Source organism: Streptomyces ardesiacus, assembly GCF_003112575.1.
Classification (GTDB): domain Bacteria; phylum Actinomycetota; class Actinomycetes; order Streptomycetales; family Streptomycetaceae; genus Streptomyces; species Streptomyces ardesiacus.
In genome coordinates, this window is sequence record NZ_BEWC01000002.1 from 469,991 (window position 1) to 487,929 (window position 17,939).

Consider the following 17,939-nt stretch of genomic DNA (forward strand, 5'->3'; position numbering starts at 1 on the left):
AGGGGACTGACAATGGCCTGTGCAGTCAAAGAAGGCGCAGGTCGCAGAGGGTGTGTGGAGACCTCAGCGGGACAGCCCGAGCGCCTTCACCGGGACCTCGCCGGTCTGCCGGCGGGCGGCCAGCGAGCCGGAGACCGTGATCACCACGACCCCCAGCACGGCGAGGACCCCCACCGCGACCGTCCCGGCCCAGCCGCCGGAGTGGAAGGCCACCGCGCCGACCGTGCTGCCCGCGCTGGAGCCGACGTAGTACGCGGACTGGTACAGCGCCGACGCCTGGGCACGGCCGTGCTGGGCGGTCTTGCCGACCGCCGAGGAGGCCACCGCGTGCCCGGCGAAGAAGCCCGCCGTGATCAGCACCAGGCCCAGCAGGACCAGCGGCAGCGACGGCGCCAGGGACAGCAGCAGGCCCGCCGCCGTCGTGCCCGCGCCCAGGTACAGCGCCCCGCGGCGGCCGAGGCGGCCCACCAGGCGGCCCGCCGTCGACGCCGAGACCGTGCCGACCAGGTAGACCAGGAAGATCGAGCCGATGAGTCCCTGCGGGAGCGAGAAGGGCGCCTCGGTCAGGCGGTAGCCGATCACCGTGTAGACGCCGCCGAACACCGTCATGAACAGCGCGCCGATCGCGTACAGCCGGCGCAGCAGCGGGTTGGCGAGGTGGTCGCGCACGGTGCGGACCAGGACCCGCGGGCGCAGCGAGCCCGGCGTGAAGTGCTTCGGCGCCGGCAGCAGCAGCCGGAAGGCCACCGCGCACGCCACCGCGACGAGGCCGATCACCCCGACCGCGACCCGCCAGCCCCACTCCTGGGCGACCCAGCCGGTGATGATCCGGCCGCTCATCCCGCCCACGCTGTTGCCCGCCACGAACAGGCCGATCGCGGTGACCAGCGCCCGCGGGCGCACCTCCTCGGCGAGGTACGCCGTCGCCGAGGCCGGCAGTCCGGCGAGCGCCGCGCCCTGCACCGCCCGCAGCGCGACCAGCGCGGGCAGCGAGGGCGCGAAGGGCACCAGCAGCCCGACGGTCACGGCGAGGGCCAGCGAGGCCGTCATGACCGTACGCCGTCCGAACCGCTCCGACAGCGCGCTCATCGGCAGCACGAACACCGCGAGGCCCCCGGTCGCGGCGGCCACCGTCCAGCTCGCGTCGCTCGCCGTGACGCCCAGGTCGCCCGAGATCAGCGGCAGCAGGGCCTGGGTGGAGTAGAGGAGCGCGAAGGTCGCGACGCCCGCCAGGAACAGCGCGAGGCTCATCCGGCGGTAGCCGGGGCCGCCCGGCGCCACGCGCGTGTCGCAGGAGGCGGGGTCGTCGGGGGCGGTGACTGCGGTCGCGGCGTCCACGCTGGTGGACGCCCCGGTATCGGCGGGAGTCATGCCCCGAAGGTACGAAGCCCCTTACTCATCCGTCCAATGCATGGAATGGCCATAATCGTTCCCATGGTGCATCAGCAAAGCTCACGGCCCCGCGTGTCACCGTCCGGTGACACGGAAGACATCGTCGCGCTGCTCGCGCCCCGCCTCGCGCACTTCGCCGGCGTGGCCCGCACCGAGCACGTCACCCGCGCCGCGCAGGAGATGAACGTCCCCCAGTCGACCCTCTCGCGCGCCCTCGTGCGCCTCGAAGAGGACCTCGGCGTCGACCTGTTCGTGCGCCGCGGCCGCACCCTCGCGCTGACTGTCGCCGGGCGCACCTTCCTCGGCTCCGTCGAACGCGCCCTCGCCGAGGTCGAGCGCGCCGCCGACGAGGTCCGTGCCGACGCCGACCCGGCCACCGGCAAGGTCGCCTTCGGCTTCCTGCACACCATGGGCGCCGAGACCGTCCCCGGCCTGCTGCACGCCTTCCGCGCCGACCACCCCCGCGTCCGCTTCAGCCTCGTGCAGAACTACGGCGAGGCCATGCTGGAACGCCTGCGCGCGGGGGAACTTGACCTGTGCCTGACCTCCCCGGTCCCCGACGCCCCCGACCTGGTCGCCCGCCGCCTCGACGAGCAGAAACTGCGCCTGGTCGTCCCGGCCGACCACGCCCTGGCCGGACGCAGGCGCATCCGCCTCGCCGAGGCGGCCGACGAGATCTTCGTGACCCTGGAGCCCGGCTACGGCCTGCGGCGCATCACCGACGCCCTGTGCAAGGAGGCCGGCTTCCGGCCCAGGGTGGCCTTCGAGGGGGAGGAGGCGGAGACGCTGCGCGGTCTGGTCGCCGCCGGGCTCGGCGTCGCCCTGCTGCCGCCGCCCGCCGTGCCCCGCCCCGGCGTGGTCGAACTGACGGTCACGGCCCCGCGCGCCGCCCGCGAGATCGGCGTGGCCTGGCTGGCGGGACGCACGGACACGCCGCCCGTCGCGGCGTTCAAGAGGTTCCTGCTGTCGCGGCGGGGGAACCTGCTGCCGTCCTGATCTCCCGGCCGCCGGGCACGGGACTACCGCCGCAACGACTTCCCGAACCCCGCCGCGAGCGGCATCCGCAGCCCCAGCGGCGGGGGAGCGGCCAGGGCGTCCTCCACCGGGCGCGAGAAGGACTGCCCGAACAGCGCGCCCATCACGAAGTCCTCGGCCAGCGCGGCGACTTCGTCCCGGTACTGGCGCAGCCCGTGCCCGTCGGAGTGCACCTCGAACCGGCACACGGAACGGTTCGCCTTCTTCGCCCGGGAGGCGAGCCGGAACGACAACTCCGGGTCGCTGTGCCCGTCGTTCGTGCCGTGCACGATCAGCACCTGCCGCCCGGCGAGCTGCTTCACCGGTTCGGGTGGCGCGGCCATGTCGTCCTCCGGCAGCCAAGGGGCGATCGCCAGCACCGAGTTGACGGCCTCGTGCCCGGCCGCCCGCAGTGCCGCCCGGCCGCCCATGCCGATGCCGAGCAGGCACAGCGGCACGTCGCCGTAGCGCCGCACGGCTTCGTCCGCGGCCCATGCGGCGTCCCGGGCGAGATGCGCCTCGGCGCCGTTCCAGCCGCGGTAGCGGTAGTGCACGGCATGCGCGGCCAGCCCCTCCTCCCGCCCCGCGTGTGCCAGCCGGCGCCCCAACGCGCGTACGGACGCGGCCGCGAGCAGCGCGGAGGGCCTGCGGTCGGAGACCTCCTCGCCGCCGGGGAGCAGCAGCACCGCACCGCTCACCCCCGCCCCCACCGGACCGGGCGTCCGTCCCAGCCGGGCCCGACGGACCGGCGTCGCTTGCTGTGCCATGACAGAACATTCTCAGAAGACCGGGTGTACGGAACCCGTCCAGGCCATCACCGTTACATATCGGCCGGTCCGTGAAGCCGGGTGCCCGTTCCACGCGTCCGGCCGTTCGCCCGGTGCTCTACGCGCGTAGGAGTTAGAGTGCGGAAATGACGAGCCAGAGCACCGCGCAGACCAGTGCGAGGACGCCGACGCCGGACCACGTCCGCCGCGCGCCGAAGGTTCTGCTGCACGACCACCTCGACGGCGGGCTGCGTCCCGGCACGATCGTCGAACTCGCCCGCGAGACCGGCTACCCGGACCTGCCGGAAAGCGACGCCGGCCGGCTCGGCACCTGGTTCCGGCAGGCCGCCGACTCCGGGTCCCTGGAGCGGTACCTGGAGACCTTCTCCCACACCGTCGGCGTCCTGCAGACCCGCGACGCCCTGGTCCGGGTCGCCGCCGAGTGCGCCGAGGACCTCGCCGAGGACGGCGTGGTCTACGCCGAGGTGCGCTACGCCCCCGAGCAGCACCTGGAGCGGGGGCTGACCCTGGAGGAGGTCGTCGAGGCCGTCAACGAGGGCTTCCGGGAGGGGGAGCGGCGCGCGCGGGAGAACGGCCACCGCATCCGGGTCGGCGCCCTGCTCACCGCGATGCGGCACGCCGCCCGCTCCCTGGAGATCGCCGAACTCGCCAACCGCTACCGCGACCTCGGCGTCGTCGGCTTCGACATCGCGGGAGCCGAGGCCGGGTACCCGCCCACCCGGCACCTGGACGCCTTCGAGTACCTGAAGCGGGAGAACAACCACTTCACCATCCACGCCGGCGAGGCCTTCGGGCTGCCGTCCATCTGGCAGGCCCTCCAGTGGTGCGGCGCCGACCGGCTCGGCCACGGGGTGCGCATCATCGACGACATCCAGGTCCACGAGGACGGCTCGGTCGAGCTCGGCCGGCTCGCCTCCTACGTCCGGGACAAGCGGATCCCGCTGGAGCTGTGCCCCAGCTCCAACCTCCAGACCGGAGCCGCCGACTCCTACGCCGAGCACCCCATCGGGCTGCTGCGCCGACTGCACTTCCGGGTCACCGTCAACACGGACAACCGGCTGATGTCCCACACCAGCATGAGCCGCGAATTCGAGCACCTGGTCGAGGCGTTCGGCTACACGCTCGACGACATGCAGTGGTTCTCCGTCAATGCGATGAAATCAGCGTTCATTCCTTTCGATGAACGACTGGCCATGATCAATGACGTCATCAAGCCCGGGTACGCCGAGCTGAAGTCCGAATGGCTGTTCCAGCAGACCGCTTCCACCAGCGGTAATGCGGAGGGCGAGGGCTGACCGGGCGGGGACGGTAATACAGAATCGCGGCCGGGCTTTCACAATCCGTCCGCATTTCGATGTTTGCCGCCGGGGGTGGGGCGTGTTTACCGTCGAGCACCGCTCACATCCCCGTCACCCCATTACGAGGACGCATTTCCATGAAGCAGTCTGCTGCCAAGACCCTCGGTGTCGCCGCCCTCGGTGCCGCCTTCGCCGCCGCCGGCGCCGGCGCGGCCACCGCGGCCCCCGAGCTCCCGGACGCCGCGCAGACGGTGGACTCCGTCGCCCGAACCCTCCCCGCGGAGACCGTCTCCCAGGTCGCGCCCGGCGCGGGCAACGTGCTGGAGCAGGGCCGCAAGGTCTCCCACACCGGTCTGACCGTCGCGCAGCCGGTCGCCGAGCAGCTCGTCGCAGAGCAGGTCGCCGAGGGCCCGACCAAGCCGGTCGCCAAGCTGCTCGGCGGAGTGCCGCTGGAGGGCCTGCCCACCCAGGGCCTGCCGGTCAACGGCCTGCCGATCGGCGGCTGACCCGCCCCCCTGCACGCGCCGAAGGGGCGCACCCGGACACCGGGTGCGCCCCGTCGGCGTACCAGAGGGGAGGTACGTCGTCACCAGGCCGTGCGGGCGGCCTTCTCCTCGGACGGGAGCAGGATCCACAGGGCCAGGTAGAGCAGGAACTGCGGGCCGGGCAGCAGGCAGGAGACCAGGAAGATCACCCGCATCGTGCCGTTGGAGGTGCCGAAGCGCCGGGCCAGCGCGGCGCACACTCCGCCGATCATGCGGCCGTGGGTGGGGCGGGCGAGGCTGGACATCGCGGCTCCTTCGTGAGCGTGTGGGCGGGGCTGCCCTCCGGCTTCCCCTTCATCTGCCCTCCACGCTACGGAGACGAACGGCGCAAAGCGTCGCTCTACGGGGCGATACCGACCCTGGGAATCGTCGGGGTCCGACCCTGAGCCGGCTCCTCCTGGGGTACGTCCGGCCGCCCCTCCAGCCGGTACCGGCGACGGAGCCGGGCCCGGCCCGCAGGGACGACGGCGAGGTGCGCGAGAGCCGCGCCCACCGTGCTCAGCAGCACCGAGTCGATGTCGACGACCTGACCGGGCACCCCGGTCTGCAGCAGTTCGACGCCCAGCGCCAGCAGGGCGGCCGCGGCCAGGGTGCGCAGCAGGGAGGCCAGCGGCGAGACGGCCAGCCGCCCGCCGGCCATCGGCAGCAGGACCCCCAGCGGCGCCAGCAGCGCCAGGTCGCCGCCGAGCGAACGCGCCGCCTCGGCCGCGCCCAGCGCCAGGTCCGCACGGATCCCGGCGAAGGGTTCGAGGTTGGGGGGCAGCACCCAGGGGACGTCCAGCGGCCGCAGCGCGTACCAGGCGACGAACGCGAGATGTGCGACGAGGAGAACGCTCCCTGTCACACGGATGCGGAGCGCGACGCTGCCGCCGAGGAACCCATGACGCTGCACGCCCCCCTAGACGCGACCCGCGCGGCGCGTGGTTCCGGCCCGTGCCCCGAAGGGGTGAGTCCTGCGCCACACGGCCCCGCCCGCGCCTCAGCCGGCCCGGACCTCCTCGGCCGGCGGTTCGTTGCTGCCGGGCCGGGAACGGACCTCGTCCGTGCAGGTGTAGCGGCGCGCGGACCGGTCGGCGGGGCCGGCCAGGACCACGGAACCGTCGCCCTCGGCCGCGGCGGAGTCGGAGAAGGTGCACACGACCTGCGCGAGGGAGTACGAGGTGAGGTCGTCGGGGTCGGTGCTCAGCCGCAGCGTGTCCTCCGGGTCGCCGGAGCGCGGTCCCGTCACGGTGATCCCGCGGCGCACGTCCGAGGTGTACCCGGCCTCCTTCTCCGCGGCCGAGGGCTGCTGCGCCAGTTCGTTCAGCAGTCCCTGGGCCACCAGCACCCGCCGCCCCGAGTCCGACGTGCCGTCCGGCACCCGCACCGTGCGGTCCACGGCCACCAGCGAGGAGCCGCACAGCAGGAACACCCGCGCCGGCAGCCCGCCGGCCGGCCGCGTGGCCACGTCCGGCTCGGAGAGCGAACAGCGCACCCGCGAGGGCGCGGGACCGTAGTCCGTGGGCACTTCGGTGGCGCGGATGCCGCACCCGGTCAGCAGCACGGCCAGTGCCACGAGCCCGGTCGGGGCCGAGAGCCGGCGTACGGTCATCAGACCTGTCCCTTCGCGTCCTTGCCCTGGTCGTCGCCGCCCGCACGGTCCTCCCCGGCGGGCGGGGACGGATCCTGCGGCAGCCTCAGCGTGAACACCGCGCCGCCCTCCGGAGCGTTCTCCGCGGTGATCTCACCGCCGTGGATGTGCGCGTTCTCCATGGCGATGGACAGGCCCAGCCCGCTGCCCTCGGAGCGCGGCCGGGAGGCGCTCGCCTTGTAGAAGCGGTCGAAGACGTGCGGCAGGACGTCCTCGGGGATCCCGGGCCCGTTGTCCCGCACCCGGATGACGATCTCGTCGTCGGCCCGCGCCACGGACACCCTGACCGGCGACCCGCCGTGCTTGAGGGCGTTGCCGATCAGGTTGGCGAGGATGACGTCCAGACGGCGCGGGTCGAGCCGGGCGTGGATGCCGCGCTCGGCCTCCAGCTCGACGGCGTCCAGCCAGGCCCGGGCGTCGATGCAGGCGGTGATCTGGTCGGCGACGTCGACGTCGTCCAGGACCAGGCGGGCGGTGCCCGCGTCGAAGCGGGTGACCTCCATCAGGTTCTCCACCAGGTCGTTCAGCCGCCGTGTCTCGCTCACCACCAGGCGTACGGCCGGCTCGACCATCGGGTCGAAGCTCCCGCCCTCGCCCTCGCCCGCGAACTCCAGCTCCTCCTCCAGCACCTCCGTCACCGCGGTGAGCGCCGTCAGCGGGGTGCGCAGTTCGTGGCTCATGTCGGCGACGAAGCGCCGGGATGCCTGCTCGCGGCCCGCCATGTCCGCGACCCGCTTCTCCAGGTTCTCGGCGGCGTTGTTGAACGTGCGGGACAGGTCGGCCAGTTCGTCCGTGCCGGACACCCGCAGCCGGGTGTCCAGCTTCCCCTCGCCCAGCCGCCGCGCCGCGACCCCGAGCCGGTGCACGGGCTTGAGCACGGTCGTCGCCAGGGCCTGCGCGAGCAGTGCGGAGCCGAGCAGGGCGAGCGCGGTGGCGATCCCCAGCGACCAGGCGAGCGAGTTCAGGTCCTTGGCCTCCGGCTCCAGCGACTTGAGCATGTAGCCGGTCGGCCCGCCGCCGATCACCCGGGTGCCGGCTATGAGGTACGGGGTGCCGTCGTCGGTGATCCGCTGCCAGTACAGGTGGTACGGGTGCTTGTTGGCCGAGGTGAGCTTCTGCTCCTTGTTCACCGCCGTGCGCAGCGACTGGGGCACGTCGGACAGCGCGAAGCCGCCCAGGCCGCCCGAACTGCCGTACATCGTCGTGCCGTCGGCGCCCTCGGCGACCAGCAGCACCGCGAACCGCTGGCTGCTGTTGGCCATCTGCCCCGCGGTGTGCTGCAGCTCGTCCTGCGTGGGGTGCTCGGGCAGCGCGCCCGCCCGGCTCTGCATCTCCTGCTCGAAGTCGCGCAGCACGGCGTCCTGGGTGCGGGTGAGCACCGCCTCCCGGTTCAGCCAGTACGCGATGCCGGACGCGGACACGGCCGCGGTGAGCGCGACCAGACCGAAGACGAGGACCAGCCGCAGGCGCAGGCTGGTGAAGCGCAGCCAGGACCAGACGCCCTTGCGAGCCGCGGCCAGGCCGCGCGAACCCCCCTGGTGTTCCTTGGTCACTGAGGCGGATCCAGCCGGTAGCCGACACCCCGCACGGTGCGGATCAGGGTCGGGGACGACGGTACGTCCTCGACCTTGGCGCGCAGCCGCTGCACGCACGCGTCCACCAGCCGGGAGTCACCGAGGTAGTCGTGCTCCCACACCAGCCGCAGCAACTGCTGCCGGGACAGCGCCTGTCCGGGCCGCCGGCTCAGCTCCAGCAGCAGCCGCAGTTCGGTCGGCGTCAGCTGGAGGTCCTCGCCGTTCTTCGTCACGGTCATCGCCGAGCGGTCGATGACCAGGCTGCCGAAGCTCGCCGAGTCCGTCGACTCCCGCTCCCCGCGCCGCAGTACGGCCCGGATCCGGGCGTCGAGGACCCGGCCCTGGACGGGTTTGACGACGTAGTCGTCGGCGCCCGACTCGAGGCCGACGACCACGTCGATGTCGTCGTTGCGCGCGGTCAGCAGGATGATCGGCAACTGGTCGGTGCGCCGGATGCGACGGCACACCTCGAAGCCGTCGATGCCGGGCAGCATCACGTCCAGCACGATCAGGTCCGGCCGCTGCTCGCGCAGCAGCTTCAGACCGTCCTCACCACTGGCAGCGGTGGCCACCCGGTGGCCCTGGCGGGTCAGGGAGAGCTCCAGGGCCGTGCGGATGGCGTCGTCGTCCTCGATCAGCAACAGGGAAGGCACGCGCTCATTCTGGCCCATGAGGGGGTGGGTGTTCGACCTGTGGGTGCGGATGGGGTCCCACCGCACCGCCGGACCCTGTGAAGGAACGGTGGTGCGACGGTGACGGACCCCTGTGACAGCTCTGTGACAGTCGGCGGACACGGCCATGAAGTCACCGGGGCAAGCTTTTCGTCACAAGCAACCGGCAGTCCACGACGGGGGGCGCGAGATGAACACGCTGAAGGGCACCAACACCAGCGCAGTGCTCACGCGTCTGCACGACGTGCACGCACACCGGGGTTCCGAGAAGTCCGGTGCCGTGAGCGGGCGGGGGTGCGCTCGCGGCACCGGGCGTCAGCACACCGCGTACATGACGGTGGTTGACGCGAACACGGGGGAAACGGGGAAGGCGGGGAAGACGGGGAAGGCGGGGAAGACGGGGGACCAGGGGGAGCGCCGCTCCCTGTCGGAGGCGGAGTTCACCGCCTACGTGCAGGAGCGCCGCTCGTCCCTGTACGCGACCGCCTACCACCTGACCGGCGACCGCTTCGAGGCCGAGGACCTGCTGCAGAGCGCGCTGTTCTCGACCTACCGGGCGTGGGACCGGATCAGCGACAAGGCGGCGGTCGGCGGATACCTCCGCCGCACCATGACCAACCTGCACATCAGCGCCTGGCGGCGCCGCAAGCTCAACGAGTACCCGACCGAGGAACTGCCGGAGACGCCCGGCGACACGGACGCGATGCGCGGCACCGAACTGCGCACGGTCCTGTGGCAGGCGCTGGCCCGGCTCCCCGAACTCCAGCGCACCATGCTGGTCCTGCGCTACTACGAGGGCCGGACCGACCCGGAGATCGCGGACATCCTCGACATCAGCGTCGGCACGGTGAAGTCCAGCATCTGGCGGTCGCTCCGCCGGCTGCGCGAGGACGAGGTCCTCAGCTTCGGCCGTGACCGTGAGGACGCCTTCGGCGAACTGGTCGCCTGAGGGCAGGGGGCGGGGCCCCGTGAAAAAAGTACGAGCCGGGGTGTATCAGGGGGCGGGGCCCGGACTCTTACTCACGGGGAAGCACCACGGGGGAACGACGGGGGACACGGGGGACGGGGATCACGGGGGATCCACGGGGGAGTGGAAAGGGAGCGGGACTGGAGGGCCGGGGGGTCCGTCCAGTCCCGCTTCCGCGTGTTCAGGCCGCCGTTCCCGCTTCCGCGTGTTCAGGCCGCCGTACGGCTGGTGGCGCACCGGCCCGCCGCCGCTGCGGCGAGGCGGCCCATCGCCTCGTCCCGGTCGCACACGTGGGCGCCCAGGGCGGACTGCCGGGCGATGACCGACCGCTCCTGCCGCATCAGCCGCCAGCCCCTGCGCAGCAGGAACGGCACGGACTTGCGGCCCTCGCGCAGGTCCCGCAGGAAGCGCCGGCGGAAGGTCGTCACGGGACCCCGGCTCAGGCACAGCGCGTCGGCCAGTACGCCCAGTTCGCGGCAGCGGCCCACCAGCTCGGCGGCGAAGATGCCCTCCGCGAGGAACAGGGGCGTCCGCCCGATGTCGACCGCCTCCTGGCCGGTGCGGGCGCTCAGCGAGAGGTCGTAGACGGGCACGTCGGTACGGCCCGTGCGGCACAGCTCCCCGATGGCGGCGACCGCCGCGTCCGCGTCCCACGAGGCCGGGTGGTCCCAGTCGATGTCGGAACTCAGCGGCACGGTCGGCAGCGTCGGGTCGGTGCCCTCCTTGTAGAAGTCGTCGAGGCGCAGCACCGGGAGGCCGGAGTGCGCGGCGAGGAGGGACTTGCCGGAGCCGGAGGGGCCGCAGAGCAGCACGACTCGCGTCGGTATGGGCGGATGGGAGCTCACGGGACACCAGTCTGAGGCATCGGACGCCCGTCGTACGACCCCGCGGGTGGACTTTGCAGTCGGCATCACATCTCGGTGGCGCCGTGCGGTGACCTGATCCCGGTGTGCGCTGTTGTCAGGGCAGTCCGTAGCAATCCACACCAAGAGGTGGCAGCAGCGATGGCCCGACACGCGTCCCCCCGTACCCCGCACGCACAGCGCGCCCTGGTCGCCCTCGCGACCGCCGGGGCCGCCCTGGCCGCAGGGGCGGCCACGGCCTCCGCGGCGGACGGCGGCGAAACGATCGCCGGCCTGGCCCACACCCGCCCCACGTCCCTGGGCAACATCGACCCCCAGGCCGGCCTGGCGGCCGTCACCGGCACGGTCGGTTACGTCACCGGCCCGGTCGCCGACCTCAAGCCCAACCCGCTGGCCGGCACCGGCGTCGACCCGCTGGACAACGGGGTCGGCACCAAGGTCGCCGACTTCCAGCCCCTGACCTCGACGGCCCTGACGGGACCGGTCGCCCAGGCCGAGTCCCTCGGCAGCGTGCCGGTGCTGGGGCAGGTGACGGAGCTGCTGCGCTGAGGCAGCGCGTGCGGGTCGGGCCGCGGTCCTCGCGAGGGGGCCGCGGCCCGCCTTCGTCGCCGTGCCCCACGGGACCGGCGTGCCGCGCCGGTTCGCCGTGGCCGCTCGTCACGGGGGCTCCGCGGGGCGGCCGTCTAATCTGTGTGCTTCACGTTTCGGGTAAGAGGTGCAAGGGGGGCCGTGTGCACGACGACGACGGATTCAGCGGGGCCGACGGCGGCACCGACGGGCAGCCCGAGGACCGGCGGACGGCCGGCCCCACCGTGATCGAGGGCCGCTACGAACTGCTGGAGCCCATCGGCAGCGGCGGCATGGGCGAGGTCTGGAAGGCCCACGACCGGCGGCTGCGCCGGTTCGTCGCCGTGAAGGGGCTCCTCGACCGCAGGGCCACGACGGCGGAGACGCAGAAGGCGGCGATGCAGCGGGCCCGTCGCGAGGCCGAGGCGCTCGCCAAGATCGAGCACCAGAACGTGGTGACGGTCCACGACCAGATCGAGACCGCCGACCAGGTCTGGATCGTGATGAAGCTGCTGGAAGGCCGGTCGCTGGCCGACCAGTTGCGCCGCGACGGGGTCCTCGGCGTACCCAGGGCCGCGGACATCGGTCTCCAGATGGCTCAGGGCCTCAGGGCGGTCCACGAGGCGTCGGTGCTGCACCGCGACGTCAAGCCGGGCAACGTCCTGGTGCGGGACGGCGGCCAGGTGGTCCTGGTGGACTTCGGCATCGCCACCTTCGAGGGCGCGGACCGGGTCACCCGGTACGGCGGAGTCATCGGCACGCCCCCCTACCTGGCGCCCGAACTCTTCGCCCCCGCCAGCCCCGGCCCCACGCCCGCCTCCGACCTGTGGGCGCTGGGCGTCACCCTGTACGAGATGGTCGAGGGACGCCTGCCCTTCGGCGGCAGCGAGGTCTGGGAGGTGCAGGCGAGCATCCAGCAGTCGCCGGACCCGGTGCTCCGGTACGCCGGTCCCCTCGGCCCCGTCATCCAGGGGCTGCTGGCCACGGACCCCGGCAGCCGCCTGGACGCGGCCACGGCGGAGGCGATGCTCCGGGAGGTCCTCGCGGAGCCCGGCCCACCGGCCCCCACCCGGGCCGCCACCCCCGTCCCCCGGCCCGAGCCCCGGCCCACGCCGGCGGCGGCCGTACCGGCACCCGCCGCCTCCGCCCCGGCCGTCCCCTCCGCGCCGGCGCCGGAGGCGTCGGAGGCGTCGCGGGGAGGGCGCCGCGGCCGGTTCCGGGCCTGGAAAGTGGCGGCGGCCGCGGCGTGCGTCGTGCTGCTGGCCGGGGGCGGCTGGCTCCTCTCGCAGGGCGACCTCGGGGGCAGGCAGGACGACGCCTCCGGTGAGCAGGGCGGCGGACCCGCCGGGGGCGACCCGGCGAAGGCATGGGAGCAGTGGAAGGACGCCAAGAAGAGGCTGACGATCGGCGCCAAGGAGGATCAGCCCGGACTGAGCTTCTACAACAAGGACACCGGCGTGTGGAGCGGATTCGACGTCGACATCGCCTACGCCCTCGCCGGAAAACTGGGCTACGACAGGGAACACGTCGACTTCTACGGGGTGACCACGGCCAACCGGGCGAGCAAGCTGAAGAACGGGGAAGTGGACCTGGTCGTCGCCTCGTACAGCATGACGCCCGAGCGCGAGAAAAAGGACGGCATCCTTTTCGTCGGCCCCTACTACAACGCGGGCAGCAGTCTCCTCGTGCGCAAGAACTCCGCGAAATACGATCTCAACGTGGCCGCCGACGTGGAGGAGAAGCAGGTCGAGGTGTGCACGGCACGGGACTCCACGTACGCGGACCGGTTGCAGAAGGAGGGCTACACCACCGGGAAGTGGCAGCCCGACACCTACAAGGAGTGCGTGGAAAGGCTGCTGGACAAGCGCTCCACCGTCTACGCGGTCGCCTCGGACGACGTACTCCTCGCCGGGTACGCCCAGAATGACCCGACGCACTTGAAACTGCTGCCCAGCGGCGCGGGCACGGAACCCTACGGGGTGGCGATGCGGAAGGGCGACCCCCTCCTGAAGAGCAAGGTGTGCTCGGGGCTCCAGGAGATCCTGGCCGGAAAAGAGTGGTCGGAGATGTACATGAAGGATCTGTCTCCGCTGACGGGACGGAAGACCGCGCCGAGAAAGCCCGAACTGATGCCGTGCTCGGGCGAGTGAGCGGAGTGGGTGAACCCGGCGGGCCGCGGCTCCTCCGGACGGGGAGGAACCGCGGCCCTGTCGGTGGCCCCGCCGCCGGCGGCGGGGCCGGGTGACGGTGCCGGGAGCCGGGGGAGGCGTCAGTACGACGAACCCGACGCGCCCAGCGCGCCCGTCGGGTGCCAGACCGTCTTCGTCTCCAGGAACGCCGTCATGCGCTCGGTGCCCGGGGTCGCCGACCAGTCGGCCTCGTCCACAGGCTGTGGACGCAGGACGCGCTTCAGGTTGTCCGCCGCCGCGATCTCCAGCTCCTTCGCCAGCGCCTCGTCGGCGCCCGCGAGGTCGATCGCGTTGACGTCCTGGTGGGCGGCGAGCGGGGCGGCGATCTCCGCCGTACGGCCGGAGAGGATGTTGACCACGCCGCCGGGAAGGTCGGAGGTGGCCAGGACCTCGCCGAGGGAGAGGGCGGGGAGGGGGGACCTCTCCGACGCGATCACCACCGCCGTGTTGCCCGTCGCGACGACCGGGGCGACCACCGAGACCAGGCCCAGGAAGGACGACTTCTGCGGGGCCAGGACGGCGACGACGCCGGTCGGCTCCGGGGAGGAGAGGTTGAAGAACGGGCCCGCGACCGGGTTGCCGCCGCCGACCACCTGGGCGATCTTGTCGGTCCAGCCCGCGTACCAGACCCAGCGGTCGATCGCGGCGTCCACCTGGGCCGCCGCCTTCGCCTTCGACAGGCCCTCCGCGTCGGCCACCTCCGCGAGGTACTGGTCGCGCCGGCCCTCCAGCATCTCGGCGATGCGGTAGAGGACCTGACCGCGGTTGTACGCCGTCGCGCCGGACCAGCCGCCGAACGCCTTGCGCGCGGCGACCACCGCGTCACGGGCGTCCTTGCGGGAGGAGAGGGGGGCGTTGGCCAGCCAGTTCTGCTTCGAGTCCGTCACCTCGTACACCCGGCCGCTCTCGGAACGCGGGAACTTCCCGCCGACGTACAGCTTGTAGGTCTTCAGTACGGAAAGTCGTGCGTCAGACATCGAGGTACGCCTCCAGGCCGTGGCGGCCGCCCTCGCGGCCGAAGCCCGACTCCTTGTACCCGCCGAACGGCGAGGTCGGGTCGAACTTGTTGAACGTGTTGGACCAGATCACACCCGCGCGGAGCTTGTTCGCGACCGCCAGGATGCGCGAGCCCTTCTCCGTCCAGATGCCCGCCGACAGGCCGTACGGCGTGTTGTTGGCCTTGGCGACCGCCTCGTCCGGCGTGCGGAAGGTCAGCACGGACAGGACCGGGCCGAAGATCTCGTCGCGGGCGATGGTGTGCGCCTGGGTGACGTTCGTGAAGAGCGTCGGGGCGAACCAGTAGCCGTTCTCCGGGAGTTCGCAAACCGGGGACCAGCGCTCGGCGCCCTCCGCCTCGCCCTGGTCGGCGAGGGCGGTGATCCGGGCCAGCTGCTCGGCGGAGTTGATCGCGCCGATGTCGGTGTTCTTGTCCAGCGGGTCGCCCAGGCGGAGGGTGGTGAGCCGGCGCTTGAGGGAGTCGAGGAGTTCGTCGTGGACCGACTCCTGCACCAGGAGGCGGGAGCCCGCGCAGCAGACCTGGCCCTGGTTGAAGAAGATGCCGTTGACGATGCCCTCGACGGCCTGGTCGATCGGGGCGTCGTCGAAGACGATGTTGGCGCCCTTGCCGCCCAGCTCCAGGGTGAGCTTCTTGCGGGTGCCCGCCACGGTGCGCGCGATCTGCTTCCCCACGGCCGTGGAGCCGGTGAAGGCGACCTTGTTCACGTCCGGGTGGGCGGTCAGCGCGGCTCCGGCGCGGCCGTCGCCGGTGACGATGTTGACGACGCCCTTGGGGAGCCCGGCCCGGCGGCAGATGTCCGCGAAGAACAGGGCGGAGAGCGGGGTCGTCTCGGCGGGCTTGAGGACCACCGTGTTGCCCGTCGCGAGCGCCGGGGCGATCTTCCACGCCAGCATCAGGAGCGGGAAGTTCCACGGGATGACCTGGCCCGCGACGCCCAGCGGGCGCGGGTCGGGGCCGTAGCCGGCGTGGTCGAGCTTGTCGGCCCAGCCCGCGTAGTAGAAGAAGTGCGCCGCCACCAGGGGGAGGTCGGCGTCGCGGGTCTCCCTGATCGGCTTGCCGTTGTCGAGGGTTTCGAGAACGGCCAGTTCGCGGCTGCGCTCCTGGATGATGCGGGCGATGCGGAACAGGTACTTCGCGCGCTCCGCGCCGGGCAGCGCCGACCACTTCTCGAAGGCCCTGCGGGCGGCCTTCACGGCGCGGTCGACGTCCGCCTCGCCGGCCTCGGCGACCTCGGAGAGGACCTCCTCGGTGGACGGCGAGACGGTCTTGAAGACCTTGCCGTCGGCCGCCTCGGTGAACTCGCCGTCGATGAACAGGCCGTAGGAGGGGGCGATGTCGACGACCGCGCGGGACTCGGGGGCCGGGGCGTAGTCGAAGGCGGGCGCGGGCGCGGGGGTGGCCGCGCGGGTGGCCGCGGGGTCGGGCGTGGATGCGGGTGCGGGTGCGGGTGCCATGGGGATCAGTCCACCGTCACGTAGTCGGGGCCGGAGTAACGGCCTGTGGCCAGCTTCTGGCGCTGCATCAGCAGGTCGTTCAGCAGCGAGGAGGCGCCGAAGCGGAACCAGTGGTTGTCCAGCCAGTCCGCGCCCGCGGTCTCGTTGACCAGGACCAGGAACTTGATCGCGTCCTTCGCGGTGCGGATGCCGCCGGCCGGCTTCACGCCGACCTGGACACCGGTCTGCGCGCGGAAGTCGCGGACCGCCTCCAGCATCAGGAGGGTGTTGGCGGGCGTCGCGTTGACCGCCACCTTGCCGGTCGAGGTCTTGATGAAGTCCGCCCCGGCCAGCATGCCGAGCCAGCTCGCGCGGCGGATGTTGTCGTACGTCGACAGCTCGCCGGTCTCGAAGATCACCTTCAGGCGGGCCGACGTGCCGCAGGCCTCGCGCACGGCGACGATCTCGTCGTACACCTTCATGTAGGCGCCCGCGAGGAAGGCCCCGCGGTCGATGACCATGTCGACCTCGTCCGCGCCCGCCGTCACGGCCTCGCGCACGTCGGCCAGCTTGACGGCGAGCGAGGCGCGGCCGGCCGGGAACGCCGTGGCCACCGAGGCGACCTTCACACCGGACCCGGCGACGGCCTCCTTCGCGGTGGGCACCATGTCGGGGTACACGCAGACGGCGGCGGTGGCGGGTGCCGTGCGGTCGGTCGGGTCGGGACGGACCGCCTTCGCGCCGAGCGCCCGGACCTTGCCCGGCGTGTCCGCGCCTTCCAGCGTCGTCAGGTCGACCATCGAGATGGCCAGGTCGAGGGCGTACGCCTTCGCGGTGGTCTTGATGGAACGGGTGCCGAGCGAGGCGGCGCGCGCCTCCAGGCCGACCGCGTCGACGCCGGGCAGCCCGTGGAGGAAGCGGCGCAGCGTGCTGTCGGACGCGGTGAGGTCGGCGAGTCCGTGTGCGGGGCCGTTCGCGGGGCCCTGTGCGGCGGGTGCAGTGGTGGGCATGGTCACCAGGTGAGCATATCTACGCGCGTAGCGGTCTGTACAGCCCCGGGGTGGGTTCGGGGGAGGTGGGCGTTGGCTGAGGGGGGCGGGGGCTTCGGGGGGTGGGAGTGGTGGGTGCGGCGTGTGGTGGTGCGGGGCGGTGCGGTGCGGTGGGGGTGGGTGCCGGTGCGGGGACGGTCGCGGTTTCGGGCACAATCGGCTGCATGACGACCCCCGAGCCGCAGTCGCCCTCGCCGCAGCCGTCGGCACCCGTGTCCAAGGACCGGGTCTACCGCTCGCCCGCAGGCATCGCCGGAGGCGTGCTGGTGCTCGCCCTCGCTCTGTGGCTCGGCATCGACGCCCTGGTCGCGGGCGAGGGGAACACCCGCTGGAAGGCGCTCGCGGCGCTGGTCTTCCTCGTGCCGCTCGTCGCCGCCTACACCGTGCGGCCCGCCGTCTTCGCGAACGAGGACCGGCTGCGGGTGCGCAATCCGTTCCGCGTGATCGTGCTCCCCTGGGCGGAGGTCGAGTCCTTCCGGTCCGCCTACTCCAACGAGGTCTTCGCCGAGGACGGCGCCAAGTACCAGCTCTGGTCCATTCCCGTCTCGCTGCGGGGGCGCAAGAAGGCCGCGCGGCAGGAGGACCGGCGGGCGGCCGGTGACACCGGGCGCAGGCGCGGCGGTCTGTTCGGGGGGCCGGGACAGCTCGGTTCCGCCGCCGCCGTGACGGACGGGCCCGTGCGGGCCCAGGGCGACAAGACCATGGACGAGCTGCGCGAACTGTGGGAGGCGCGGAAGGACGCCGCCGGCTCCAAGGGCGACGTGACCGTGCGGTGGGCCTACGAGATCGTCGTGCCGGTGCTCGCCGGGGCGGTGGCGCTGGCGGTGCTGCTCGGCGTGGGGTGACGACGGGCCGCGTCTCCGCGTCGGCGGACTCGGGTGGTTCCGCGTTCGGGGAGTCGGGTGAGTTCTGTCCGGGGGCCCTCGCGGGCCCCCGGTGGT

General features: G+C 72.7%; 18 protein-coding genes. 7 read left to right on the top strand and 11 right to left on the bottom strand.

Annotated elements, in window-relative coordinates; all coding sequences use genetic code 11:
- Window positions 1–63: 63 nt before the first annotated feature.
- On the bottom strand, window positions 64–1,371 hold the full coding sequence (locus tag Sdi02f_RS09175) for an MFS transporter (RefSeq protein ID WP_030400382.1): 1,308 nt from the start codon (window positions 1,369–1,371) through the stop codon (window positions 64–66).
- Window positions 1,372–1,434: 63 nt separating this feature from the next.
- Here Sdi02f_RS09175 and Sdi02f_RS09180 point away from each other — a divergent pair, with 63 nt between their 5' ends.
- Window positions 1,435–2,388, top strand: a complete 954-nt coding sequence (locus Sdi02f_RS09180; RefSeq protein ID WP_030400383.1) for a LysR family transcriptional regulator — start codon at window positions 1,435–1,437, stop codon at window positions 2,386–2,388.
- Window positions 2,389–2,411: 23 nt separating this feature from the next.
- Here the strand turns inward: Sdi02f_RS09180 and Sdi02f_RS09185 are convergent, their stop codons facing one another.
- Window positions 2,412–3,173, bottom strand: a complete 762-nt coding sequence (locus tag Sdi02f_RS09185; RefSeq protein ID WP_030400384.1) for an alpha/beta hydrolase — start codon at window positions 3,171–3,173, stop codon at window positions 2,412–2,414.
- Window positions 3,174–3,319: 146 nt separating this feature from the next.
- On the opposite strand from Sdi02f_RS09185, the gene Sdi02f_RS09190 reads away from it, so the two are divergent.
- The gene (locus Sdi02f_RS09190; protein WP_030400385.1) at window positions 3,320–4,489 is read left to right on the top strand and encodes an adenosine deaminase; all 1,170 of its coding nucleotides are present in this window, start codon (window positions 3,320–3,322) and stop codon (window positions 4,487–4,489) included.
- Between the two features lie 140 nt (window positions 4,490–4,629).
- Window positions 4,630–4,998, top strand: a complete 369-nt coding sequence (locus Sdi02f_RS09195; protein ID WP_030400386.1) for a hypothetical protein — start codon at window positions 4,630–4,632, stop codon at window positions 4,996–4,998.
- Window positions 4,999–5,078: 80 nt separating this feature from the next.
- Here the strand turns inward: Sdi02f_RS09195 and Sdi02f_RS09200 are convergent, their stop codons facing one another.
- From Sdi02f_RS09200 to afsQ1, 5 genes are all read right to left on the bottom strand, one after another.
- Complete coding sequence (locus Sdi02f_RS09200) at window positions 5,079–5,282, bottom strand: PspC domain-containing protein (protein ID WP_030400387.1); 204 nt, start codon at window positions 5,280–5,282, stop codon at window positions 5,079–5,081.
- 95 nt (window positions 5,283–5,377) lie between these two features.
- Window positions 5,378–5,929 carry a VanZ family protein gene (locus Sdi02f_RS09205; RefSeq protein WP_030400388.1) on the bottom strand — a complete coding sequence of 184 codons (552 nt, stop codon included), beginning with the start codon at window positions 5,927–5,929 and terminating at the stop codon, window positions 5,378–5,380.
- Window positions 5,930–6,016: 87 nt separating this feature from the next.
- Entirely contained in the window at window positions 6,017–6,628 is a 612-nt protein-coding gene (locus tag Sdi02f_RS09210) for a hypothetical protein (RefSeq protein WP_030400389.1), read from the bottom strand.
- On the bottom strand, window positions 6,628–8,220 hold the full coding sequence (locus tag Sdi02f_RS09215) for an ATP-binding protein (protein WP_030400390.1): 1,593 nt from the start codon (window positions 8,218–8,220) through the stop codon (window positions 6,628–6,630). The genes Sdi02f_RS09210 and Sdi02f_RS09215 overlap by 1 nt, the downstream gene beginning before the upstream one ends.
- Window positions 8,217–8,894: a two-component system response regulator AfsQ1 gene (gene afsQ1, locus Sdi02f_RS09220; protein WP_003974066.1), complete on the bottom strand. Its 678-nt coding sequence runs from the start codon at window positions 8,892–8,894 to the stop codon at window positions 8,217–8,219. Before afsQ1 ends, Sdi02f_RS09215 begins: the two co-directional genes overlap by 4 nt.
- A 208-nt stretch (window positions 8,895–9,102) precedes the next feature.
- Here afsQ1 and Sdi02f_RS09225 point away from each other — a divergent pair, with 208 nt between their 5' ends.
- On the top strand, window positions 9,103–9,861 hold the full coding sequence (locus Sdi02f_RS09225) for a SigE family RNA polymerase sigma factor (RefSeq protein WP_167458145.1): 759 nt from the start codon (window positions 9,103–9,105) through the stop codon (window positions 9,859–9,861).
- A 227-nt stretch (window positions 9,862–10,088) separates the two neighbouring features.
- Here the strand turns inward: Sdi02f_RS09225 and Sdi02f_RS09230 are convergent, their stop codons facing one another.
- Complete coding sequence (locus tag Sdi02f_RS09230; RefSeq protein ID WP_030400392.1) at window positions 10,089–10,691, bottom strand: uridine kinase; 603 nt, start codon at window positions 10,689–10,691, stop codon at window positions 10,089–10,091.
- A gap of 192 nt (window positions 10,692–10,883) precedes the next feature.
- Here Sdi02f_RS09230 and Sdi02f_RS09235 point away from each other — a divergent pair, with 192 nt between their 5' ends.
- Both Sdi02f_RS09235 and Sdi02f_RS09240 read left to right on the top strand, forming a co-directional pair.
- Window positions 10,884–11,291: a hypothetical protein gene (locus Sdi02f_RS09235; protein WP_030400393.1), complete on the top strand. Its 408-nt coding sequence runs from the start codon at window positions 10,884–10,886 to the stop codon at window positions 11,289–11,291.
- 182 nt (window positions 11,292–11,473) lie between these two features.
- The gene (locus tag Sdi02f_RS09240) at window positions 11,474–13,459 is read left to right on the top strand and encodes a bifunctional serine/threonine-protein kinase/glutamate ABC transporter substrate-binding protein (RefSeq protein WP_108933064.1); all 1,986 of its coding nucleotides are present in this window, start codon (window positions 11,474–11,476) and stop codon (window positions 13,457–13,459) included.
- A gap of 119 nt (window positions 13,460–13,578) precedes the next feature.
- On the opposite strand, the gene Sdi02f_RS09245 is transcribed toward Sdi02f_RS09240, so the two are convergent.
- From Sdi02f_RS09245 to deoC, 3 genes are read right to left on the bottom strand one after another with little or no spacing between them, the layout of a single operon-like run.
- Window positions 13,579–14,475: an aldehyde dehydrogenase family protein gene (locus Sdi02f_RS09245; RefSeq protein ID WP_108933065.1), complete on the bottom strand. Its 897-nt coding sequence runs from the start codon at window positions 14,473–14,475 to the stop codon at window positions 13,579–13,581.
- A complete protein-coding gene (locus Sdi02f_RS09250; protein ID WP_245962165.1) occupies window positions 14,468–15,970 on the bottom strand; it encodes an aldehyde dehydrogenase family protein in 1,503 nt (500 codons plus the stop codon). The genes Sdi02f_RS09245 and Sdi02f_RS09250 overlap by 8 nt, the downstream gene beginning before the upstream one ends.
- A gap of 5 nt (window positions 15,971–15,975) precedes the next feature.
- Window positions 15,976–16,959, bottom strand: a complete 984-nt coding sequence (gene deoC, locus Sdi02f_RS09255; RefSeq protein WP_031086858.1) for a deoxyribose-phosphate aldolase — start codon at window positions 16,957–16,959, stop codon at window positions 15,976–15,978.
- 203 nt (window positions 16,960–17,162) lie between these two features.
- On the opposite strand from deoC, the gene Sdi02f_RS09260 reads away from it, so the two are divergent.
- Window positions 17,163–17,843, top strand: a complete 681-nt coding sequence (locus Sdi02f_RS09260; protein WP_031088344.1) for a PH domain-containing protein — start codon at window positions 17,163–17,165, stop codon at window positions 17,841–17,843.
- The last annotated feature ends 96 nt before the right edge of the window (window positions 17,844–17,939 follow it).

Excerpts from the sequence above, each read along its gene's own strand:
- Sdi02f_RS09175 (WP_030400382.1), bottom strand. The coding sequence starts at position 1,371 with ATGACTCCCGCCGATACCGGGGCGTCCACCAGCGTGGACGCCGCGACC.
- Sdi02f_RS09180 (WP_030400383.1), top strand. The coding sequence starts at position 1,435 with ATGGTGCATCAGCAAAGCTCACGGCCCCGCGTGTCACCGTCCGGTGAC.
- Sdi02f_RS09185 (WP_030400384.1), bottom strand. The coding sequence starts at position 3,173 with ATGGCACAGCAAGCGACGCCGGTCCGTCGGGCCCGGCTGGGACGGACG.
- Sdi02f_RS09190 (WP_030400385.1), top strand. The coding sequence starts at position 3,320 with ATGACGAGCCAGAGCACCGCGCAGACCAGTGCGAGGACGCCGACGCCG.
- Sdi02f_RS09195 (WP_030400386.1), top strand. The coding sequence starts at position 4,630 with ATGAAGCAGTCTGCTGCCAAGACCCTCGGTGTCGCCGCCCTCGGTGCC.
- Sdi02f_RS09200 (WP_030400387.1), bottom strand. The coding sequence starts at position 5,282 with ATGTCCAGCCTCGCCCGCCCCACCCACGGCCGCATGATCGGCGGAGTG.
- Sdi02f_RS09210 (WP_030400389.1), bottom strand. The coding sequence starts at position 6,628 with ATGACCGTACGCCGGCTCTCGGCCCCGACCGGGCTCGTGGCACTGGCC.
- Sdi02f_RS09225 (WP_167458145.1), top strand. The coding sequence starts at position 9,103 with ATGAACACGCTGAAGGGCACCAACACCAGCGCAGTGCTCACGCGTCTG.
- Sdi02f_RS09235 (WP_030400393.1), top strand. The coding sequence starts at position 10,884 with ATGGCCCGACACGCGTCCCCCCGTACCCCGCACGCACAGCGCGCCCTG.
- Sdi02f_RS09245 (WP_108933065.1), bottom strand. The coding sequence starts at position 14,475 with ATGTCTGACGCACGACTTTCCGTACTGAAGACCTACAAGCTGTACGTC.
- Sdi02f_RS09250 (WP_245962165.1), bottom strand. The coding sequence starts at position 15,970 with ATGGCACCCGCACCCGCACCCGCATCCACGCCCGACCCCGCGGCCACC.
- deoC (WP_031086858.1), bottom strand. The coding sequence starts at position 16,959 with ATGCCCACCACTGCACCCGCCGCACAGGGCCCCGCGAACGGCCCCGCA.
- Sdi02f_RS09260 (WP_031088344.1), top strand. The coding sequence starts at position 17,163 with ATGACGACCCCCGAGCCGCAGTCGCCCTCGCCGCAGCCGTCGGCACCC.